17 protein-coding genes and 1 tRNA gene are annotated in these 22,973 nt (G+C 51.5%); 2 read left to right on the forward strand and 16 right to left on the reverse strand.

The genetic code is table 11. The annotated features are described in order from the left end of the window. Positions 1–146 precede the first annotated feature (146 nt). The 6 genes from CRO05_RS01495 to CRO05_RS01520 all read right to left on the reverse strand — a co-directional run bounded on the left by CRO05_RS01495 (position 147) and on the right by CRO05_RS01520 (position 5,514). Positions 147–1,253, reverse strand: a complete 1,107-nt coding sequence (locus tag CRO05_RS01495; protein WP_097065524.1) for a fatty acid desaturase — start codon at positions 1,251–1,253, stop codon at positions 147–149. 80 nt (positions 1,254–1,333) lie between these two features. Continuing rightward, on the reverse strand, positions 1,334–1,885 hold the full coding sequence (rfbC, locus tag CRO05_RS01500) for a dTDP-4-dehydrorhamnose 3,5-epimerase (protein WP_097065525.1): 552 nt from the start codon (positions 1,883–1,885) through the stop codon (positions 1,334–1,336). Continuing rightward, the gene (gene rfbA / locus CRO05_RS01505; protein ID WP_097065526.1) at positions 1,882–2,769 is read right to left on the reverse strand and encodes a glucose-1-phosphate thymidylyltransferase RfbA; all 888 of its coding nucleotides are present in this window, start codon (positions 2,767–2,769) and stop codon (positions 1,882–1,884) included. Before rfbA ends, rfbC begins: the two co-directional genes overlap by 4 nt. Continuing rightward, complete coding sequence (rfbD, locus tag CRO05_RS01510) at positions 2,766–3,668, reverse strand: dTDP-4-dehydrorhamnose reductase (RefSeq protein ID WP_097065527.1); 903 nt, start codon at positions 3,666–3,668, stop codon at positions 2,766–2,768. The genes rfbA and rfbD overlap by 4 nt, the downstream gene beginning before the upstream one ends. Then, the gene (gene rfbB / locus CRO05_RS01515) at positions 3,665–4,729 is read right to left on the reverse strand and encodes a dTDP-glucose 4,6-dehydratase (RefSeq protein ID WP_097065528.1); all 1,065 of its coding nucleotides are present in this window, start codon (positions 4,727–4,729) and stop codon (positions 3,665–3,667) included. The genes rfbD and rfbB overlap by 4 nt, the downstream gene beginning before the upstream one ends. A gap of 53 nt (positions 4,730–4,782) precedes the next feature. Continuing rightward, entirely contained in the window at positions 4,783–5,514 is a 732-nt protein-coding gene (locus CRO05_RS01520) for a pseudouridine synthase (protein ID WP_097065529.1), read from the reverse strand. Positions 5,515–5,626: 112 nt separating this feature from the next. Between CRO05_RS01520 and CRO05_RS01525 the strand changes: the two genes are divergently transcribed. Then, positions 5,627–5,703 (forward strand) — tRNA-Val (locus CRO05_RS01525). 428 nt (positions 5,704–6,131) lie between these two features. On the opposite strand, the gene CRO05_RS15660 is transcribed toward CRO05_RS01525, so the two are convergent. The 8 genes from CRO05_RS15660 to CRO05_RS01565 form a co-directional block, all read right to left on the reverse strand. Then, a complete protein-coding gene (locus tag CRO05_RS15660; protein ID WP_181319795.1) occupies positions 6,132–6,704 on the reverse strand; it encodes an FxDxF family PEP-CTERM protein in 573 nt (190 codons plus the stop codon). 668 nt (positions 6,705–7,372) lie between these two features. Continuing rightward, a complete protein-coding gene (locus CRO05_RS01535; RefSeq protein ID WP_097065530.1) occupies positions 7,373–8,023 on the reverse strand; it encodes a class I SAM-dependent methyltransferase in 651 nt (216 codons plus the stop codon). Between the two features lie 582 nt (positions 8,024–8,605). Continuing rightward, positions 8,606–9,496 (reverse strand): PEP-CTERM sorting domain-containing protein, encoded by an 891-nt coding sequence (locus CRO05_RS01540; protein WP_097065531.1) that lies wholly within the window; start codon positions 9,494–9,496, stop codon positions 8,606–8,608. 597 nt (positions 9,497–10,093) lie between these two features. Beyond that, positions 10,094–10,993, reverse strand: coding sequence for a PEP-CTERM sorting domain-containing protein (locus CRO05_RS01545; protein ID WP_097065532.1), 900 nt, complete (start codon positions 10,991–10,993; stop codon positions 10,094–10,096). 280 nt (positions 10,994–11,273) lie between these two features. Then, the gene (locus CRO05_RS01550; RefSeq protein WP_097065533.1) at positions 11,274–12,713 is read right to left on the reverse strand and encodes a mannose-1-phosphate guanylyltransferase/mannose-6-phosphate isomerase; all 1,440 of its coding nucleotides are present in this window, start codon (positions 12,711–12,713) and stop codon (positions 11,274–11,276) included. Between the two features lie 117 nt (positions 12,714–12,830). Beyond that, on the reverse strand, positions 12,831–13,865 hold the full coding sequence (gene galE / locus CRO05_RS01555) for a UDP-glucose 4-epimerase GalE (RefSeq protein ID WP_097065534.1): 1,035 nt from the start codon (positions 13,863–13,865) through the stop codon (positions 12,831–12,833). A gap of 148 nt (positions 13,866–14,013) precedes the next feature. Beyond that, positions 14,014–15,144, reverse strand: a complete 1,131-nt coding sequence (gene wecB / locus CRO05_RS01560; protein ID WP_097065535.1) for a non-hydrolyzing UDP-N-acetylglucosamine 2-epimerase — start codon at positions 15,142–15,144, stop codon at positions 14,014–14,016. 331 nt (positions 15,145–15,475) lie between these two features. Further along, entirely contained in the window at positions 15,476–16,495 is a 1,020-nt protein-coding gene (locus CRO05_RS01565; RefSeq protein WP_097065536.1) for a glycosyltransferase, read from the reverse strand. Between the two features lie 1,059 nt (positions 16,496–17,554). On the opposite strand from CRO05_RS01565, the gene CRO05_RS01570 reads away from it, so the two are divergent. Next, complete coding sequence (locus tag CRO05_RS01570) at positions 17,555–20,692, forward strand: right-handed parallel beta-helix repeat-containing protein (RefSeq protein ID WP_097065537.1); 3,138 nt, start codon at positions 17,555–17,557, stop codon at positions 20,690–20,692. 468 nt (positions 20,693–21,160) lie between these two features. Here the strand turns inward: CRO05_RS01570 and CRO05_RS01575 are convergent, their stop codons facing one another. After that, a complete protein-coding gene (locus CRO05_RS01575) occupies positions 21,161–21,811 on the reverse strand; it encodes a class I SAM-dependent methyltransferase (protein ID WP_097065530.1) in 651 nt (216 codons plus the stop codon). Between the two features lie 202 nt (positions 21,812–22,013). Beyond that, the gene (locus CRO05_RS01580) at positions 22,014–22,712 is read right to left on the reverse strand and encodes a bifunctional 2-polyprenyl-6-hydroxyphenol methylase/3-demethylubiquinol 3-O-methyltransferase UbiG (RefSeq protein WP_097065538.1); all 699 of its coding nucleotides are present in this window, start codon (positions 22,710–22,712) and stop codon (positions 22,014–22,016) included. Between the last annotated feature and the right edge of the window lie 261 nt (positions 22,713–22,973).

Here is a 22,973-nt window from a genome sequence, read left to right on the forward strand (position 1 = left end):
TGCTCTCCCGGCCCTGCCTCTCATGCCCTCCGTCTCATGCCCTCCCATTCCATCCGCTTGGAGAATCAACGCGAGGCACCGCCATTGGTGAAAAGGCCCGGTTCCAGACTCGTTGACTGCCTGCCCTCAACAAGAGCAGGCTTTTCTCACGCGTTTTTTTTCCTGCCTATGGAATCTTCAAATTTAGAGTCAATACCGTGCGGGCTGGCTCTCCGCGTGTTCGTCGAAGCCTCGCCCCAAATTCGCTGCAGGGCATCCCACATACCGGTCCGAACGGTTTCAAGATAAAGCGTGTTGTCGCTCAAGCCATTTACCAGGCGCCGCTGCGCCTCGCCCAGATTATGGTAGGGCATGCTCATGAAGAGATGATGTGTCGCGTGATAACGCAAGCCAACCGGAGCCCATAAGGCGGTAATGAGCAAGTTACCTGGAACGTTGATGGAGTCGAGGTATTGCTCGGCAAATTCCATCGGCTGGTCACCGGGGTTGCGATATGCATGGGCGCTTAGCGTACGCAATGAATTTATAAAAAAGATGAACATGGCAATCACATACCAGAGAATCAGAAAACGGGCGGTCAGAACCTCCAGCGCAATAGCCGCAACCACTGCTGTGATGAAAATAAAAGCGGCGAACTCCTGTATTTTCCAGTGCTTATCATTGCGTATCGCGTTCTCCCCACGTTTGTAATTCATATCGATAGTGAGAGAGGAGGCTCGTTCCCAGACGAATTTACGCAACGGCGGGATGAGGTAAGACAACGGCGTAAGCAGCAGAAAACGGATTATGAAGAAAAGCGGCAAGATAAATGACAGCATTACGTACCCGACCATGACGACAGGTTTCAAGGTTGCGAAGGGCACATACTCGCCGTCCTTGTCCGTGCCATACACATCGCGCTTGTGATGGTCGTTGTGCACGCCATCGTAAGTAAAGGAGGGAATGAGTAGCGGTATCCCGCAAGTGATGTTCCAGACGAGGCGAAAAAACCGGAATGTGCCCTTTTTCAGGTGTGCCAGCTCATGAATGAAAATTGCCGCGCGATAAAAGGCAAACGTGGCAACGATACCTGCCAGAAATTGCCACGGTAAGGAAAGCGGCATAGACAGAAAAATCACAAAGGCGGCCCAGCCCAGTGAAATATGAAAGAGAAAGTCGGTCCAGTAAATCCAGGGATTAGGCGTCATGAGATCACGGACGAGGTTGTGCGCCTCCCGCAATGGAAACTCCCGGTCTTCTGTGGGTTTTATCATTCCCGAATACTCACCTTTGCCACATACGGATCTGTTTTCTTTTCCTTTATCGAACAGACTATCAGATGAACGGCTGACAATTATTCAAATATCTCGGCATCAGCCAACCTTGCCGCCTTTGTGTCTTTTGCTGAAATGATGGGCTGCGTACCCGCACCGATGGGCCATGAAACGGCAATCCCGGGGTCGTTCCATAAAAGGCTGCGCTCAAGGTCGGGTACATAGTAATCCGTCGTTTTGTAGAGGAAATCGGCACTCTCGCTCAGCACGTAGAAGCCATGGGCGAAGCCTGGCGGCACCCACAACTGGCGATAATTGTCTTCGGTCAACTCCATGCCAACCCATCGGCCAAAAGTCGGAGACGACTTTCGAATGTCGACCGAGACATCAAATACCGCACCACGTACCACCCGCACCAGCTTGCCTTGGGGCTGCCGGATCTGATAGTGCAAGCCGCGTAATACGCCTTTGGCGGAGCGGCTATGATTGTCCTGCACAAAATTCACGTCAAGCCCGGTAGCCTGGCTGAAATCTTTCTGGTTGAAGCTTTCGAAAAAGAATCCCCGGCTGTCGCCAAAGACTCTAGGTTCGATTATCAGGACATCCGGGATGGAAGTGGTAATTATTTTCACGTAATCACCCCCTCGTCCAATAAACGCATCAAGTATTGCCCATAACCATTCTTGACGAGTGGCTGCGCCAGTTTCTCAAGCTGCGCGGTGCTGATAAAACCTTGGCGATAGGCTATCTCTTCCGGGCAGGCTACCTTGAGACCCTGACGATGCTCGATCGTTTCAATGAAGTTGCTGGCTTCTATCAGGCTTTCGTGCGTGCCTGTGTCCAGCCACGCATAGCCACGGCCCATGATTTCCACATTGAGCTGGTCACGCTCCAGGTACATCCTGTTGACATCGGTAATCTCCAACTCGCCGCGGGCGGAAGGCCTGAGCCCACCTACGATATCGACAACCTGGTTGTCGTAGAAATAAAGACCGGTGACAGCATAGTTGCTTTTAGGCTGAGTTGGTTTTTCTTCCAGTGTAGAAACTCGATTATGAGCATCGAAGGCGACGACGCCGTAACGCTGTGGATCTTGCACGTGATATGCGAATATGGTCGCGCCATCGCCCTTTTCCATAGCGCGCCGAAGTTGCAGATGAAGATCGTGCCCGTAAAAAATGTTATCCCCCAGAACCAACGCGCTTGGATGATTGCCGATAAAATCTTTGCCAATGGTAAAGGCATGAGCCAACCCATCCGGACTATTTTGTACCGCATATTGCAGGTTCAGGCCCCAATCGCTGCCATCGCCAAGCAGTTGCTCGAAACGCGGTGTGTCTTGCGGCGTGGAAATGACAAGAATGTCGCGGATACCCGCCAGCATGAGGGTACTCAACGGGTAATAGATCATCGGCTTGTCGTAAATAGGCAGGAGTTGCTTCGAGACTGCCTTGGTCACGGGGTAGAGCCGGGTGCCAGAACCACCGGCGAGTATGATGCCTTTGCGCTGAGTCATGGTGCCTTCTCAAGAATTTCGGTAAGCATGCGTGCCACTCCGGTTTGCCAGGATGGCAAACTCAAATTGAAGGTGTTTTGCAATTTTCCGGTATCCAGACGCGAGTTTTCCGGTCGCCGGGCAGGTGAGGGAAATGCGCTACTGGGTACCGGTAGAATGTTATCTGCCGCAACAGTGAGGGTGACCCCGGCTTGACGAGCGAAGTTTAATACAAACTGTGCATAACCGTACCATGACGTCTCGCCTGCCGCAACCAGATGATAGAGGCCGGATACGCTTTGCTGTAGCATGGCAGTACGAATGGCATGCGCAGTGACGTCGGCCAGCAAATCTGCGCCGGTGGGCGCCCCGATCTGGTCATCGATCACGGTAAGGCGATCGCGTTCCTGGCCTAGACGCAACATGGTTTTTGCGAAGTTACCGCCCCGGGCGGCAAAAACCCAACTGGTGCGAAAAATCAGATGACGGCAGCCTGATCCAATGATAGCCTCCTCGCTTTCCAGCTTGGTTATGCCATACACATTCAAAGGAACCGTAGAATCGGTCTCCACCCAGGGTGTGCGTCCGCTTCCGTCAAATACGTAATCTGTGGAATAATGGACCAGCCAGGCGCCAAGCTTGCCGGCTTCGCGGGCAAGCTTGGCGGGAACCAGAGCATTGATGATGCGGACTTGCTCAGGCTCGCTTTCCGCCTTGTCCACCGCGGTATAAGCGGCGGCATTCACGATCACATCGGGAGCAACCGCCTGAACGGTTTCCGCGATGCTATCAGGACGGTTGAAATCGCCGCACAGTTCCTGGCTATCAAAATCCAGTGCCACCAGCTCGCCCAAAGGCGCAAGACTACGCTGCAGCTCCCACCCGACCTGACCGCTTTTCCCGAACAGAAGAATTTTCATGGGACGCGCCCTTCGTAATTCTTTTCGACCCAGTTCCGGTAGGCTCCGGATTGCACATTGCCCACCCAGGCCGGATTGTCGAGATACCACTGAACCGTTTTGCGGATGCCGGTTTCAAAAGTTTCAGCCGGCCTCCAGCCCAATTCGTGCCCGATTTTACTTGCATCGATTGCATAGCGTCGGTCATGGCCAGGACGGTCCGTGACAAAATTGATCAGATTGCGGTAGGGCCCGGCAACTCGCGGCCGCAGTGTATCCAGCAATCCGCAAATTGTCTCGACGATATCAATATTAGGTTTCTCGTTCCAGCCGCCAATGTTATAGATATGCCCCGGAATGCCGGCATCCAGCACGCGGCGAATGGCGCTGCAATGGTCCTTTACATATAGCCAGTCGCGAACTTGCTGGCCGTCGCCGTACACAGGCAATGGTTTGTCCGCAAGCGCGTTGACGATAATGAGCGGGATGAGTTTTTCCGGAAATTGGTATGGGCCATAGTTGTTGGAACAGTTGGTAGTGAGCACAGGCAACCCGTAGGTGTGGTGGTAAGCGCGCACCAGGTGGTCGCTGGCAGCTTTGGTTGCCGAGTATGGGCTGTTGGGTTCGTAACGGTGAGTCTCGGTGAAGGGCGGTTCGCTCTTGCGCAGGGAACCATAAACTTCGTCGGTCGAAACGTGAAGGAAACGGAAATCCTGCTTTGCCTGTCCCAGTAAACCATTCCAGTAACTGCGTCCAGCTTCCAGAAGCCGGAAGGTACCCACGATGTTGGTCTGAATAAAATCTTCCGGGCCATGGATGGAACGGTCAACATGGCTTTCAGCAGCAAAATTGATGATGGCGCGGGGCCGGTACTGCCGAAGCAGGTGCGTTACCAGGGCGGAATCGCAGATGTCGCCTTTTATAAAAAAGTGCCGCTCATCTTCTGCCAGGGTGACGAGGTTCTCCAGATTCCCCGCATAGGAAAGTATGTCAAGGTTGACAATTGTTTCGTCACATTCAGCTAGCCAATCCAGCACAAAATTGGCGCCGATGAATCCGGCGCCCCCGGTTACCAAAATCATTTGCTGTTCCTGAAGTTTATGAAATTAATTGTGACCAGCGCTTCGGAATGCGCTCAAAACGCTTCGTCCGGCTTGATGTAACGCCATTTTCCTAACGGCAGTTCGCCCAGTTTAACCTTTCCAATGCGAATCCGCTTTAGCCCGGTGACTTCCAGCCCCACCAGCTCGCACATTCTACGGATTTGCCGTTTCTTGCCTTCGCGCAAAATGAACCGTAGCTGATCCCGATTCTGCCAAATCACTTCGGCGCGTTTCAATACTTCACCATCCAGGCTCAAACCATGGTTTAACAGGCGCAGTCCGGACTTCAATAATGTTCCCTCCACACGAACCAGATACTCCTTCTCGATCCCCGACTCCGCTCCGATCAGCTGTTTGGCGATGCGGCCGTCCTGCGTGAGCACCAACAAGCCCGATGAATCGATATCAAGGCGGCCAGCTGGCGCCAGACCCTTCAAATGCACGGGACTGAAATGTTGCGGTGTTTGATTGCCATGCCAGCAGGATGTCTGATTAATCAGACTGATCGCTGGCCTATACCCCGGTTCTGGTTGCCCTGATACGTAGCCGACAGGTTTGTTTAGCAATATTGTGATCTGGGCTGCCTGTTGCACCTGCGCCATATCATGAAGTTTTATTTTCTGTGCAGGAGAAACTTTTGTACCCAATTCACTGATGCGCTCCCCATCCACAAATACCCATCCACGTTCGATATAACTATCCGCTTCTCTGCGAGAACATAGTCCTTTTTGAGACATGAGTTTGGATAAACGGATTTTTTCCATGAGTTCGTCGGAGGTTGGGAAAAGATGCTGTACGGCACCCGAATACCATTAGCCGGAATTCAGCATTATAATTTGAACGCCCGCCCCGTTTCAGATAAAATTCGATCTTCCCAGGCGCGTAGCTCAGCTGGTTAGAGCACCACCTTGACATGGTGGGGGTCGTTGGTTCGAGTCCAATCGCGCCTACCAGGACATCTGCCAGTAAATCGCGGCTAATCAGCTGCTTCGGTATCTTTTTACCAATCTCTCCTCAGGTTATGCTTGAGTGGCGAAACCTGTTCCGAAAATGATCGCCACTATCCCTCGCCCGTAATTTTTACGAAGGTTAAACACGATAGCATTTCGTGAGTCGCGCAATCCCGGTTTATTTTGCAGCAGGTGAGGAATAAAACAAGCGATAGTCTGTAGTCTGTGTGCGTCGGATGGGTACGAGAGCACCGCAAGCCGGATTAAAACTAGTGGGACTACGTCGAATTCTCTGAAAGAATAACTTACCACTTACACTAATGGTCACAGCGTATGACTACTGGTTGGTGGAATGGAAGAGATTGACAAGAAAACGGCCTCCACAGGAGGCCGCGATGACACTTGCAAGGCAGAGCCTGAGCTGACTTTACTCAGGAAGGCTTGCGCATACTCCGGCGACGCACTACCGCACCCATCAACCCAAGGCCAGCCAGAAGCATGGCATAGGTTTCGGGTTCAGGAACCGCTGCGGCGATCGAGCCAGCGTAAATACCGCCCAGCGAGCCACTTGTCACTCCAGTGATATTGAGATAATGCCCGCCAGTAAGAGGTCCATCCCATGCCAGACTTAGATTATCCTGAGTATTCCCGGCTGAAGGAAGTACGACCGATTGCAGAACCTGGTCGTCAGCGGTTCCTTGCATGTTATCAACTCCATAAGAAACCAACGACATCGTGGCGAGTACCGTCGCCAATGTGCCTGCTTCCCCCAGATCAAGCGGGAAATTGACGACATTGTATCCTGAGCTTATATTGGGTTCCGCAAGGGTGAAGGTGAATATATCACTAAAGCTTGTTTGGGCTTCCAATACGGAACCGGTGAACGTCGTGGGTGTACTGGTAGATATCGTGCCCAAGTCTGTTACTGTATCAGCACTTGCGCTGGCGCTGGCGCCCGCCAAGACCACTATAGCAACAGCTCCTTTCAAAGATGACTTAATCATTTTTACCTCCTTTATTTTGAAACAATTGTGCATAAGGCTATATGCGACTTAAGTTCCTCATATATGCAGGATAGATGTGCTTCTGTTAAACAGCTATTAATAACATCGGGTCAGGAAACGCAAAACCCGACGTCTAAAGATTACACTTGCTAGGGGAATGATCAATAGACCGATAGGACTATCAATAATTTCAGTAACTTTCTTTCCATCCGTAATCATCCTCAAACCGAATAATGTCTTCGCTCAATATTGTCGCGATTAGGTCTGGATTATCTCACGCGGGGCCTAAGTGGGGTTCTGCAACCGTTGCCGCGATCTGGCGGAAGACGTGGGTTATTTTCCAATTCCAGATTACTCGCATCGCCTGGCCTGTGCCGTGCAAGTACCAGGATCCAGTGTTCCGGTATGAGGGTGACATATTTTGAGCGACAGGGCGACGAGGCGTTAATCATAGTTTTCTAAACAGTCAACGAATCGCTCGATTTTTATTTGGCAAAAGCTGAATCCCAAGGTTTGTAATGGCGGAAGCATTCCAGCGGATCAGATGTGCGCCTCCCTGCTCACCGCAGGCCTTGGCATTGGATCAGAGAGGTAACCTTGTATCTGGCCACCACGTTTCAGCAGCAAGACAGGCGCTACTGGCCTCAACTCAAGCCTTTAGTGACTCACTACTTATGCCACGTAACAGTAAACGTCATTGGCAGGCCGAGGAACCGATTACGAACCAGCTGATAATTGCGGATTCCGGCTGACTTCAACAGCGATCGCAACTCGCGCTCTGACAATAGGAATATATAATCAGTCGCCCACCCTTTACCGATGAGGCGCAGGAATGCATCGAATGCACGTCGGGTCAGCACAATGTGCAGCAGGGGGATGCTCGTATGGGTCTCGATCGGAAACAAGCGGTTCGGCGTAGTCAAATAACCGCGCTTCCCGACTCGAAGCATTTCTTCAAGAAAGCGCTGCTGGTCAGGCTGAGGCCCCACATGTTCAATTACCGCGTTAGAATAGCTAATATCAAATGAATCGTTCTCAAAACACAGGTTGCGCCCGTCGGACGAGAATGTCCGCACTGCCGGATAGCGCTTGTTAAATTCAGTAAAATCTTCGCTAACCCCGACTACGCTGATCTTCTCCGGGTACGGGTACCGCTTCTCCAAGTAATTGTCCACGTCAGTATATTCGGTGGTGTTGACGCCAATATCAAGGATTGTTTCATCAGGCTGAGGCCTCATCAGTGCCAAAAATTGATGCCATTTCTGCTCTCGACTTTTTCCCGATACGGCATTAGCAAAGTGACGCAATGCAGATTTCATTCGTCTCTCCCAAAATATTGCATCCCTCCGCAGCCTCTCCCAAAGTCCACATGCTTCTGGCTGAGAGGGCGAGATACCGCTGTGCACGAGACTAACCCATTACTCGAAACGATTTATTTTTGTAACAACTTTCCACGGTATTTTATTAACCACGATCTCGTCGGAGCGGGCCAACCCTGGGTATACCTGGTTGTTGCCCGCTGCCTCGGCGAACCCATGAGCTCCCTGGCTTCGCCTTTTAGTTGTTCTTCCAGTTTCCCGATAAGCCCAAAAGATCTGAAGCAGGGTGCGCCGACCCGTTCCCGCTGTCAGCACAAATAACGTAGCAGGGTTCTACCGTTGAAAAACAAGCGGATAATGTTGAAGCGATCTAGGGGGCTCTGCGGTCGCGCATCCCTGCGCCTGATCTATCCGGAAACACCACAATTCCGCATTCCATCCTGGTGAGCGCCTGCAGCGATCAGGCGCCGACATCTTAATAATGATTTTTTGTCGGGGTCAATGAATAGTTCGATTTTTTATTTAGGGGAAGCTGAAATCCTGACGTTTCTCTCTTTTCTCAAATCGAGATTATCAACAGTGCTAGCGCATGGCACGCCCAGTTAAATCCTTTCGCCGGAGCCGCGCCGCAAGAACACCTAACCCCAACGCTAGCAGAATGAACTGTTCTGGCTCAGGTACAGAACTGACCAACCGGATGTCGGTCCCCTGGTCGTCCAGCAATAACCAGAATGGCGTCGTATGTTCATCGCCCCTCAGGCGAGCTGTGAATCGCAAGGTATCGCCTTCATCCAACCGCACGTCCGAAATGCCCAAAGGCTGCGTAATTGTCGAAAACGACGATAACGCGCCACCTTCTGTGGGATTTGCAAGTGTCGCCGAGTAAAGAAGTTCGAAGGAACCTTCAGACGCGTCCAGCCGGGCAACAGCTATATCGACGAGGCCCATAGGTGAATTATCCGTATAGTGCCCCTCCCATGTAGCCTTCAGAGATCCGCCAACATCTACGATCGCTCCGTCTCCTACAGGGTTGCGCCATTCAACCACAGGCATATACTCAGAAGACATGGTGTGCGCGGTTAGATCATGCACCATTGCCGACTTACCGATGGGTGGATTGGTGCCAACATTATCGGCACCCGGTCCATTATATCCTCGAGCCCATAGTCCTTTACCAGAACCACCCCACCACTCGTCATCCCATACCATTGGCGATAGTTGCTGCGCGTACCATGGATTTGACGACCCCAGTTCCCCGCCGGATGTATATCCATAAAACCATACCGGATTGCCGTTCTTATCCGCGGCCGGATTTCCAGCCATCGAGCCTGGCACTATACCCGGTGCCCAGTCTTCGCTGCGATCCCAGCGAAAACCGGGCGCGTAGTCGTTGGCCAGCGATGTGATTGGCACTGTGGAACCGATCAAGGCCACTGCCATGACAAGCGGGGGGCATATGCGTAATATATTCATATTGTTCTCCGACACAAATGTTGGCAAAGATGACGGAATCTAAAAAATAGAAAACCTGCAGGGCGCATTAACTGACGTAAATCACTCCCCCCAGGCTCCTCTGCAATTGCTTGATCAAGACACAACGACCCACTATCCCACTATCAATGCTTACTTATCAACCACACCAGTTCTGAAATCTTAAAAACCTACCGTGCAGATTACGCCGAATATTGAGTAGAGGTCAATAGGCCCTTCTGGCTAGTCAAAAAAGATCAGCTTCAATAAAAATACCTAAAGGGTGAGGTGGGATGTTAACTGCCCCACCTCAGCTATAGAGAAGGGCTCATCGAACTTCGATCATCTCAGCAGTGACAACAAGGACTCTACAGCCGTGCCGAATGCCTGGCAAAGATGGCTCATTCTCGAATGCCAGCTAACTCATATCATCCCTTCGCCTGACCTATGCCGTATGTACTACATTCGACATTCCATCGTGATACGATTGGGCGGCGACGCTTGATTATGATTTTTTGTCGTGATCAATGAATAGCTCGATTTTTATTTAGCGGAAGCTGAAACCCAGACGTTTTTTTAAAATTGAGATTATCAACAGTGCTAGCGCATGGCACGCCCAGTTAAATCCTTTCGCCGGAGCCGCGCCGCAAGAACACCTAACCCCAACGCTAGCAGAATGAACTGTTCTGGCTCAGGTACAGAACTGACCAACCGGATGTCGGTCCCCTGGTCGTCCAGCAATAACCAGAATGGCGTCGTATGTTCATCGCCCCTCAGGCGAGCTGTGAATCGCAAGGTATCGCCTTCATCCAACCGCACGTCCGAAATGCCCAAAGGCTGCGTAATTGTCGAAAACGACGATAACGCGCCACCTTCTGTGGGATTTGCAAGTGTCGCCGAGTAAAGAAGTTCGAAGGAACCTTCAGACGCGTCCAGCCGGGCAACAGCTATATCGACGAGGCCCATAGGTGAATTATCCGTATAGTGCCCCTCCCATGTAGCCTTCAGAGATCCGCCAACATCTACGATCGCTCCGTCTCCTACAGGGTTGCGCCATTCAACCACAGGCATATACTCAGCAGATTGTATATATTCAGTCAAAGAATGAGCCAGTGACCATTTACCGATTAGCGGATCAGTATTTATGATATGTGTATCTGGACCATTATATACTCGAGCCCAAACTCCCTGACCTCCCCCCACATTTATCTGATCATTCCAAACCAGTGGCGAAAATTGCTGTGCGTACCATGGATTTGACGACCCCAGTTCTCCACCGGTTGTATATCCATAAAACCATACCGGATTGCCATTCTTATCCGCGGCCGGATTTCCGGCGGTCGATCCTGGCACCGTACCCGGCACCCAGTCTTCACTGCGATCCCAACGAAAACCGGGCGCATAATCGCTGGCCTGAGATGCCGTTGGCATCGTGGAGCCGATCAAGGCCGCTATCGCCACGATCATGACAAGCTGGGGGCATGTTCGTAATTTATTCATATTGTTCTCCGACGCGAAAGGTTGGCAAAGGTGACGGAATTGAAAAATTGAAAACCTGGCCAGGGTAGACGACCAGCAAGACGCTCTGCAATTGTTTTATCGCAAAATAGGGCAGATAGTTAACAATGCAAATTCCCGATGATCTTGGATAACCCCTTACAGAATGCTCGGAATATAGAGCAAGAGTCAATAGACCGTGTGGACTAGGGAAAAGAAATGACTCAAAAAATAACGGAGGGTCATCAGATGATGCCAGTGGATCGACGGTGCCGCGAATTCTTTATCGCCCATAAACATCGTCAAAGCGAACAATATCATCTTCACCCAGATAGGAGCCCGATTGGACTTCGATCATCTCAAGAGGTACACAACCGGGGTTTACCAACCGGTGTCGCGCACCCAACGGAATAAAGGTCGACTCATTTTCGGATACCAGATAACTCGCGTCCCCCCGCGTGACCTGAGCCGTGCCTCGAACGACAATCCAGTGCTCCGCCCGGTGATGGTGCATTTGCAACGACAGGGCGGCGCCAGGCTTGACCACGATGCGCTTGACCTGAAAACGCTCACCTGAATCGACACCATCGTACCATCCCCATGGGCGGAATACCTTGCGGTGCAACTCGCCTTCCGGCCTGCCCTCACGCTTGAGATGGTCTACGATATTCTTTACCTGTTGAGTCTTGCTCATATGAGCGACGAGAATGGCATCCGGTGTTTCGACCACCACCATATCTTCTATTCCCACGCATGCTATCAGCCGATGCTCCGCCATGACCAGCATGTTGTGGCAGTTATGCAATAACACATCGCCTTGCGCTACATTTCCCTGATGGTCCTTGGGTAGCACCTGCCACAATGAATCCCAGGCGCCGACGTCGGACCAACCAGCTGATAATGGCATCATTACTCCAGCCGGAAGCGTGTTTTCGCCAACGGCAATACGTTCCATTACCGCATAGTCGATCGAGTCGCTGGGGCATTGCAAGAACGCCTCTTTACCAACACGTACAAAATCTCCGTCCGTTGAGCCCAAGTCCCATGCCTCATGGCAAGCTGCCAGAATATCGTTCCTACATACTCCCATAGCCGAGAGCCATACTGAGGCGCGCAGCATGAACAGGCCGCTGTTCCAGAAGTAAGTGCCTGCATCGAGATAAGCTTGCGCCGTAACGAGATCAGGTTTTTCCACAAAGCGCGCGATGCGGCTGGCACCCGCTGTACCGATCGGCTTACCCGCCTGGATGTAGCCGTAGCCCGTCTCGGGTGAGTCAGGCGTAATGCCGAAGGTTACGACTGCGCCTTCAGCCGCAAGTATGGCGCCTTCACGTACTGCCGCCTGAAAACGTGATTTATCCAGAATTACATGATCAGCTGGCATTACCAGCATGACGGGATCTGCCCCATCACGCATCGCAGCCAGAGCGGCCAGTGTTAGCGCGGGAGCCGTATTACGTCCGACGGGTTCGAGCAGTATCGTCCCCGCTGCTTCCATCAACCGGAGCTGTTCAGCGATGACAAAACGGTATTCCTCATTGCAAACGACAAGTGGTGCTTCAACTCGCATATCGGCCAACCCCTCCATGCGTCTAAGCGTGGCCTGCAATAACGACTCATCCCCGATAAGCGGCAAAAGCTGCTTTGGGTATTTCTCGCGAGAAAGGGGCCACAGGCGTGTGCCGGAGCCTCCTGAGAGCACCACAGGGATTAATGATTGCATGGAAAGTTCACCGATGGGTGTGATGCATTTTCTATTTGTAACAGAAGCGGTCCCGCTGCCATGCCAGGACCGGAAACCGGAAAAGAGGAACGTTGGCACTGCTTCATGTTTTAAACCTCAACCTCCATATCCTTCAGGATTGGCGCTTTGCCAGCGCCATGTGTCCGCACACATCTCTCTCAGGCCACGCTCTGCCCGCCATTTCAGTAAATCATAGGCCAATCGCGGATCGGCATAGCAGGAGGCTATGTCGCCGGGACGACGGGGAGCAATCTTGTAGGGCACTCTCCGGCCGCTTGCCTGCTCAAAAGCCTGTACCATATCAAGAACGCTATAGCCCGTGCCAGTTCCCAGATTTACTGTCAGACACCCGGTCAGCTCCGGTGTGCCCGAATCGGCCGACGCGTCCAGTGCTTCCAAAGCTTTAAGGTGGCCTAACGCCAGATCGACCACATGAATGTAATCCCTTACGCCCGTTCCATCGGGCGTTGGATAATCGTTGCCCCACACGTTGAGAATTTCCCGTCTGCCTACCGCTACCTGGGCTATGAAAGGCATCAGATTATCGGGGATACCGCGTGGGTCTTCTCCAATCAAACCGCTAGTATGGGCTCCAACGGGGTTGAAGTAACGCAGAATACAGAGACGCCAGGAAGAATCACTGTGGTAGAGGTCGCGCAAAATCTCCTCAACGACCAGTTTGCTCTGTCCATAGGGGTTTGTGGCGGCGAGCGGATGATCCTCGGTCAGTGGCAACCACTTCGGCTCACCGTAGACAGTAGCAGAGGAACTGAATACCAGTTTTTTTACGCCACATTCACCCATCGCCTCAAGCAAACGCAGGGTGCCGACGACATTGTTGTCGTAATACGCCAAAGGCTGCTTGACCGATTCGCCTACGGCTTTGAGGCCGGCGAAATGGATTACCGCGCTCGCACCACTCTCATGCAGAGCTGCTGTCAGTGCGGCACGATCCCGGCAATCACCCCGTACCAGGTAGAGCTTTTTCCCCGTGATACGCTCCACCCTTGCCAATGCCTCGGGATGACTATTGCAAAAATTGTCGAATACGGTGACATCAAGACCGGCGTTAAGCAACTCGACGCAAGTATGCGAACCAATATAACCAGCACCACCGGTGACAAGAATCATGGGGGATATCCTGTTGAATGGCTGTTAGCTCTACACTAAATGCTCATTTCAGCGTTATCATCATTTCGGAGGGAACCACGTTCTTCGTTCGTATCACGTTAAACTCATACGATTACGAGAATGATACAGCCCAAGCGGCTTCAAAGTGTTATGAATTACTAGCGAACTCCCGCGCAAGTATTTCGACAATCCGCTCGGCTGCCTTGCCATCCCACAGATGAGGGCGGCAGCCCTGTTTGCCTTCGCCGCGCAGTACTTTCCGTACTTCCGCAACTATTCTCGTCGGTTCGGTGCCTGCCAACACATTGCTACCTTCAGCGACGGTTACTGGACGCTCAGTATTGTCGCGAATGGTAATGCAGGGCACACCGAGAGCCGTGGTTTCTTCCTGCAGGCCGCCGCTATCCGTTAACACGACAGCAGCGTCTTTCCAAAGATTGAGGAAAGGCATGTAAGCCTGCGGACCTACCAGCGTTATGTTTGGTCCCAGATCAATTCCGAATTTTTCCAAGTTATTACGCGTGCGGGGATGTACTGGAAAAATTAATGGTAATTCCGTTGCGATCTCCGTCAGCGCACGACCGACTCGCATCATTATCTCGGCGCTGTCAACATTGCCCGGTCGATGTAGCGTGACCACGCCATAACGCCCGCTACCCGACTTGCTATTCACCCTATTAGCTGCCTTGAAACAATTTGTTCCGAATTGAGCAGTATCAATGCCGGCAAGCTTTTCTACTTGATATAATAAATTATCGATCATTACATGTCCTACGTAATGAATCGCGGAATCATCCTTGCCCTCGCGTTTCAAGTGCGCAACTCCACTTGGTTCTGTAACAAAAAACAGATCCGAAATGCTATCGGTAACCAGGCGATTGATCTCTTCCGGCATGGTCCTGTCCCCACTGCGCAAGCCCGCTTCAACATGGGCCACCGGGATGCTCAGCTTCTTCGCAACGATCGCACAGGCGAGCGTCGAATTCACGTCACCCACTACCAGCACAGCATCAGGCCGGTCAGTCTGGCACAGTTCCTCGAATGCTACCATGATCCTGCCGGTCTGCTGCGAATGGCTACCTCCACCTGCGGCCATGAATACGTCCGGCTCGGGAATACCAAGCTCCTCAAAAAATACCTCATTCATATCCCGGTCGTAATGCTGACCAGTGTGAATAATTTTAAAATCCAGGCCGCCATGAGCACGCATTGCACGCACGATAGGAGCAATTTTCATGAAATTGGGACGAGCACCGGCAACCAGATAGATATATTTCACGTGTTGATCTTGCTTACTGCGCTTGTGATCTGCTGCACAAAAAATAAAGGGAAAGCGACGTCTCTCAACAAAGCTTTCGTCATAAAAGCATTCACCACACAAGTTAAAAGAATTTTGTATCTAATGTTGTTACTGCGGAGCATCAGAAATGAGCAGCCCCGAGAGTGAAAGGGGAGTCGACGAACCATCGGTCGTTTTCTGCTTTCCTAGCCAACTGACAACTGAATCTCTTCGAATTGCCTGCTATTCTTGTGATGCCCTACCTACGGCTCAGATCACTTTTTTGGGCTTCGCCGGAACACATCATAACAGAATGGCCGTTGCTCTCAGATCAGATGATCTCCCTTGCGGCGATAGGCGTGTGTGGATCCGCTAGAGGTCGGCTTGAGCCAATAAGTGCGGCCGCAGTTGAGATGTGCCAACTGATTAAAGAAAACCCCGCTATTTGCAGGTCCTGTTTCTTGACAGCCAGCGCCAACCATAGGCATAACCAGACTCCAAATTCTAGTGCCAACCAGACTCCCACGGTAGCTCGTAAGCTATTTCCGAGCAGAATCGCGATTCCCAGGACCACCAGGTGTATTCCGGGCGTGAGAATCACAATCCGTTGGCTTAGCACCGCCCGCCACCACCAGGACTTCCCAAGAGCGGAACGCAAAAACATGCCGACCGCGTGGGCACGACGATTTCGCCAGAGCCGTCGCACCATATCCCAATTTGACTCCGCGTGACCGGTATGCAACACGGCAGGGTCAGGTAATCGGATTAATCGCCAACCTGCAGCGCTCAGGCGGAAGCCCAACTCAGCCTCTTCAAAGGCCGGAAGCCAGCGATGAGCAAGATAACCGACGGATTCGATGGCTTCACGCCGATAGAGACCACCACCACCCAATTCATTCACTTCTATTCTCTGGCTCAGAATCCCCAGTGTCTGCGCACGTCTCAGGTCCGCAGCAGTTCGAATCTGCCTGTCCAGGAGTTTACCGCCGACTCCGGCGACATCCGGTTCAGTTTCCAGCACATTCAGCGCTTTGGCAATAAAACCGGTCTGCAACTCCATGTCACCATCGAGAATGTAAATATAGTCTCCCTGCGCAAACTGGTAACCGAGTTGAACAGCAGCGCCACAGCCACGATCTCCCAGGCAGGAGAACTGTACAATCCGGATGGGGTAGGTGCGCGCAATTTCGACGGTTCGGTCCGTTGATAGTGAATCAACCAGAATCACTTCCCCATCAAGCGATTGTGCCTCACGCACGGCAGCAGCCAGACAATTTGCAATCCGCGCCTCTTCGTTGAGTGCCTTGATAAGAATGCTAACACGCCCGTTGCGCTTTGTCGGAGTATTCATGCCCTAGACCTGCCGTACCTGAATTCTCAAATCACTTCATGCCGCAACAGTAGATAATGATCCATCAAGCATAAATGCTTATGCGACATATTGAACATCGGATTAATTTCACTTCGCTCGCCGGTTCGCCGTAAAATTGAAGGCTCGTTGCGGGTTCGAGAACCTGAAAAGAGAATTTTGCTGCGTTCAAGCCGGGTTATACAGAGACAACGTTGAAACTCACTTATCCTGAACAGCCTGATAACTTTACCTCATAAAGAAAGAATATAGAAGAGCTGATAAAACCGCTCAGTTCGAGATATAATCATCAATAACAAGAGTTAACGGTTATCGCCCCTCAGATTGCCTGTAAAAGCGCGCTACAGAATCCCCTTCGCAGGTTCTTATTAATCGCGCCCGCTTTTATAAAAGAAACATCCCATGTTTTAGTTACACACCGTCACTCCCATATAGCAATGTTGATAGATACATTAATCACCATATACCTGCGAAGTGAAATTACCACGCGCGCGAGAACTGGCCTTTAGAACAGCGCACGGTGCGGCGGCGATCAGCTTATCAAACGCGAGGATTGGGCGCTAGCCTTGGTGTTGCGTCACACTGGTCAGAAAGAGGTTGAACAGCAAGTACCTCACCACCGCGAGCTCGGTCCCGTTCCCATCAATGTTGAGCAAGGGAATTGATTAATTGGACGAATTTTTGCATGCGGGAAACGTATATTTTCCTGGAAATGCACCTCGGCAAAAAAACGATGCTTTTACTATCTTTTTCCGCGATTCAAGAGATTCAACGCCGCGTATAGTCCACCCTGATTAATTTTTTCGCAGCTAGCTCGTAAAGGAATCTCCGAATAGCCCCTAGGCGGGCGCGACGAGGCTTTGCGGGACGGGGGGACGCGCGAAAGGCGACGACGCGAATAATCAACTCCCTTTGCCAGAAGACCGGGCAAGCAAACCGCCCGCAAAAACCACCCCATCGGGTTGCGGCAAGATCGAGAGGCGTTTCAACAAGCCTCTGTCATGTCTAGCTCTTACAGTTATTTTTTTAACAGATAATTCCATGATCATCATTAAAAAAGCACTTGTTATTACCACCCTGTTCATTTTCCCGCACTTGGCTTTGGGAGCAACCTATTATGTGGACTCCAAACTGGGCAATGACGCCTGGTCCGGCAATCTACCAGACCGAGCCGGTACTGCCGACGGGCCATGGCAGACTCTAGCCCAGGTGGCGAGAGCCAACTTGCTTCCGGGCGACTCTGTCTTTCTCCGTTGTGGCCAAGTCTGGAATGAGACCCTACGGCTTGGGATGTCTGGTAGCCTCTCGCAGCCAATCCGGGTAGGAGCTTACCCGGCGCCGTGCAATGTGAAGCCGCTGATTGACGGCAGTATCGCCATCCCTGCCTCCGCCTGGAGCTCTGGAGAGGCAGGTGCCTACCGCAGTTCTTTCCCGGTTAACTTTATTCAGAATGGCCAGTTTGATCAGGGCACGGCCAAGTGGAATAGCTGGTCCTCCGACAACTCGTTGAATATCGCTGTCGATAGCACTAACTGCGCCTCCGACACAGGCCCTTGCCTCGTCATGAATGGCGGCACCAGTTCCACGCTCTGGTGGGCGGCTAGCTCCGCCGCCTTTCCGCTGGAGGCTGGGACTACTTATCAACTCACACTGACCATATGGGTTCCTATCGGCAAGACCGCACGGGCTAATATACGGCGTGCAGAATCGCCCTGGGATACGATAGGTGCTACAACTCCCATTATCGGAAATAATGCCTGGCAGACTATCAGTTTGCCCTTCCGGACAGCCTTATCGGTTCGGCATGCGCGTCTTGACATCCAGGGCAGCGGGAATGCCGGCATAATCCGACTTGACAATGTAAGCCTTAGTCCCACTGTTGATACGCCCATCGCGCTTTACGTCGGCAACACAGCGCATGCTATCGCTCATCATCCAAACCGAGGGCATGATTCAAATGCGCCGGAATCGCCGTATTTTGTGCTCACGTCAGATGCTGATATGGTAAGCAACGACAACAAGACAGGCAGTACTTACCTTCCGCTTAGCAACGACCTCTCCGCGCTTACCACTGCTGAACTGCTGAACCCCGGTGTATCCGTCTTCGTCCGCTCATCCGGCTGGAGGCTCGAACGCAAGCTTATTTCTGGCGTTGACCAAGGCATACTACTGCTGGATTCTCCTACCAGATATCCTCTGCGCAAAGGATATGGCTATTTTTTCACTGGCGCCCGGTGGATGCTTGACGAGCCAGGTGAATGGGTCTACGACATCCTCGATAAGGCGATTCATCTTCGCCCCATTGACGTGGCGGAGCCTGGTACGCGTGTCTCTGTCGTTCATCTCCAAAGCGGCATCGACCTCTCTGGACGTACAGACATTGAGCTACACGGCTTGGCGGTCAGGCGCGTAGGAAAGGGAATCAATCTTTCTCGCAGTACTCGTGTCGCCGTCATCGATTGTCACATCGAGGAAACTGTTGAGGAAGGACTGCTGGCCGCAGCATCACAAGACAACTTGATCCAGAATAATCGGATTATCAACACGGGGCTCGACGCCATAAGCGGAATGGCCAATGGGGTTCGGTCAGCCTTGCGCTTACGGGTCCTGGATAATCAAATTGAAGGCAGCGCGGTGCAAATTCAGAACGGCCGCATTATGTCCCTTCCCCGTCCCTCGATTGCTGCCGTCAGTACCGGCGCTGGCGCTACTATTGATAGAAACAGCATTCGTGACGCGGCTTATCATGGCATACTTATCGGGCCCAATAGCTCAGTAAGCCGTAATAACATCGAAAACGCCTGCACTGTATTGCACGACTGTGGGGGTATCTACATGTATGGTCAAAATCACAATAGCAAAATCGAAGATAATATTATCCGCAATTTGAACGGTGACCTCCACGGCCATCCCGACGAGCGGCCGCACACGACAGGAGTTTATCTGGACGAACCTGGTTCCGATGTTGCCGTTATCGGAAACACGGTCGAAAATGCCGAGTATGGCATCTTACTGCACAACACCGCCCGCAACCTTATCGACCGCAACACGCTCTACGGAAATCGCCGCTACCAGATCTGGTTCCAGGAAGGAACTCGAAGTTTCGATCCTGCAGGCGACATTTCAGACAATATCGTCACCAATAATTTCATCTTTCCGCTTGGTGATGCTCAGGGCGTGGTGGCGCAAACTACCTTTTCGAGCACAACACGCTTCGCGAGTTATGACTTCAACCACCACTCGGCACTTATATCCAAGCGGATCGCCCGAGAACGTTGGAATGGGGGCGAGTTAGAATATGACTTCATCGAATGGCAATCGGCACGTACTGCCGGTATAGCCCGCAATCTGGACCCGAATGGCAAACAAATTACTCAAGCGGGCTACACCAGCTTCCAGGTCCAGGGCGAAAGCCTCCTCACTCCAATTAATACGACCACGAGTGTTCAAGAAGGCTGGCGACCTTGGGGTAACGGCAGCACAGGCGCAACGGCCTCCGTTGGAGCCTGCGGCGCTTTCCCCTGTATCAGGATGATCGCTGGCGCCACCCCGAACCTGTTGATGTCACCAAATTTTTCCGTCGAAGCGGGTCACTGGTATCGCCTGACATTCGATATAAAGACTGAAATAGACAATCAGAGAGTCGCGATTGCCCCCAGGCGGGGGGGCGGAGGCGATAATGGTTACGAGCTATTTACCCATAGGATGACATCTATTTACGGAAGCCGGGACTGGAAACGCCATACCTTACTCATCGAATCGATTTCAACCATAAAAAAGGGCGATCCCGTTACCGGGGACAATGGCGCGCGTATCGATTTCTACGTCGAATCGGGGAAAGAAATTACGATCGCCAATGTCGAGATAGTTCCTCTGCAGCAGGTAGGTGCGACGCTGCGTACTGCACTGTTGACCAACCCCAGCGGTATCGAATCGGAGGTCTCATGCCCAGATGAAGATCCAACCCTATGCGGTCGATACGTTTCCTTCGTCGATGGCACCCCGATTACCTGGCCACGCTCTGTAGCCCCGCACTCATCAGAAATCATCTTCACCCGCGACTATACTCTCATGGATTCGGATGGAGACGGCATTGCCGACACACAGGATCAATGTCCCGAGACACCGGTGGCATCAGCTACAAACAGTCTTGGCTGTCCTTTTCTGACAGACTCATGATCTACAGCGCCGCGAGCGTCTTCCACGCCGAGACGTCCGCCCCGGAGTGGGATAGAACTTGATCACGATATCTCAAGATTAATAAAGCAAGATTAGCAACAGCCTTTACGCCCTGTAACAAGTAACGTTCGAACTGTCAAAGGGAAACAATATGGCAGAGCAGTTCTCAAAGTCGAGAGAATGCTTGAATCCGCGCCAAGCTTTCGAAACAAGTTCTAAATTCGGTAGTCCCTCTGAAATAGACTCCAACCCTTATGGATATTCGCATTGAGGGTACAACGGCTGAGGAATTGTCAGAATCAGAGTTATTTCCACTCGATTTCTAGTGAATTCATGAAGCCAAAGAAGCAGAGACGAATGTGGGTGATGACCTGTTCCGCATGGGTTTGGAACAGATACTTGATCAATGCGCCGGCCAACTCGGCCAAGGCGTCGCTACTGGCCTCAACTCAAGCCTTTAGTGACTCACTACTTATGCCACGTAACAGTAAACGTCATTGGCAGGCCGAGGAACCGATTACGAACCAGCTGATAATTGCGGATTCCGGCTGACTTCAACAGCGATCGCAACTCGCGCTCTGACAATAGAAAAATATAATCAGTCGCCCACCCTTTACCGATGAGGCGCAGGAATGCATCGAATGCACGTCGGGTCAGCACAATGTGCAGCAGGGGGATGCTCGTATGGGTCTCGATCGGAAACAAGCGGTTCGGCGTAGTCAAATAACCGCGCTTCCCGACTCGAAGCATTTCTTCAAGAAAGCGCTGCTGGTCAGGCTGAGGCCCCACATGTTCAATTACCGCGTTAGAATAGCTAATATCAAATGAATCGTTCTCAAAACACAGGTTGCGCCCGTCGGACGAGAATGTCCGCACTGCCGGATAGCGCTTGTTAAATTCAGTAAAATCTTCGCTAACCCCGACTACGCTGATCTTCTCCGGGTACGGGTACCGCTTCTCCAAGTAATTGTCCACATCAGTATATTCGGTGGTGTTGACGCCAATATCAAGGATTGTTTCATCAGGCTGAGGCCTCATCAGTGCCAAAAATTGATGCCATTTCTGCTCCCGACTTTTTCCCGATACGGCATTAGCAAAGTGACGCAATGCAGATTTCATTCGTCTCTCCCAAAATATTGCATCCCTCCGCAGCCTCTCCCAAAGTCCACATGCTTCTGGCTGAGAGGGCGGGAGCCGCTGTGATGAGGCTGAGCCACTGAAGGAAGCCGAGGCTGGCCTTCATGGGGCGTGCGCGCTTAGCCGGTTAATGGAGTTCCCACCCTTCGAGCGCAGCCTCCTTGGTCCTTGTCTAAAAATTCTCCTACTTCGCCAGAACCATTAGTGAGAATCCACCGAGTATCCTGACGGCCAAATCACGATTAAGCTTAAAGAAAAGCCCTCTAGGCAGCTTCATTAGGTGAGATTTTAAAGAATGATTAGAGAGCTCCAGGGAACTTCCCGTGTAAAAATAATCAACAATTTCATATCCTGTATCCTTCAAGGTTGCCAAGGCGGTTTCCTTTGTAAAATATTGAATATGGCCGACTGACTCCCTGACATTTAAAATAGGTGAGCCTCGAAGCACAGATTGAACGGATAAGTCCAGGGGGATATGAAATATTTTATATATTCCTCTTGTTCTGAGCTTTCGAAGAAATCCAAAGTAATCCTCGACATGTTCAAATACATCAATCGCCATTACGACATCGAATGTTTGATCTGAGTGATCGGAGATATCTTTCAGGTGAAATTTCAGATTATTTTTTTCTTTAGTCCTGCAAATTTCAAACGCTTGTGGAGAAATTTCATATCCAGAAAAAGCTATATTAGCGAACTCGCTCGACAAGCAGTTTAATATTTCCCCCGCCCCGCACCCTACCTCACACAACGTCGATGGGGCTATTTTATTCCCTGTGATTATTTTGGATATTTGACTTGCTTTCCACGTGGAATCTTCTTCGTGCCAACCCGGATTTTTCTCAAGATAAGTTCCGTTGTCATAGATGCTGCTATCGCTCATAGTTCGCACCCCCTCGCTATTCCCTCGCACACATGCTCCTTTCTCTGTAAGAAATTAGGCCATCAGAGACGAACACACCGATTATAGATAATACTGTAGCTTAGCTTGGCAAAAAGATAAATTACCGTTGTAACTCGTGTCACACGCTATGAACGGGCTTCCCTCCGGTTTAACTAAAGCCCTCGCAACTCACACGACGCAAAAAATAGAATGTGGAAAGCCACGCGCTAAATAACCTCGATCTTCTATTTGATCGATACA

Origin of the sequence: Nitrosovibrio sp. Nv4 (assembly GCF_900215485.1) — a bacterium.
GTDB lineage: Bacteria > Pseudomonadota > Gammaproteobacteria > Burkholderiales > Nitrosomonadaceae > Nitrosospira.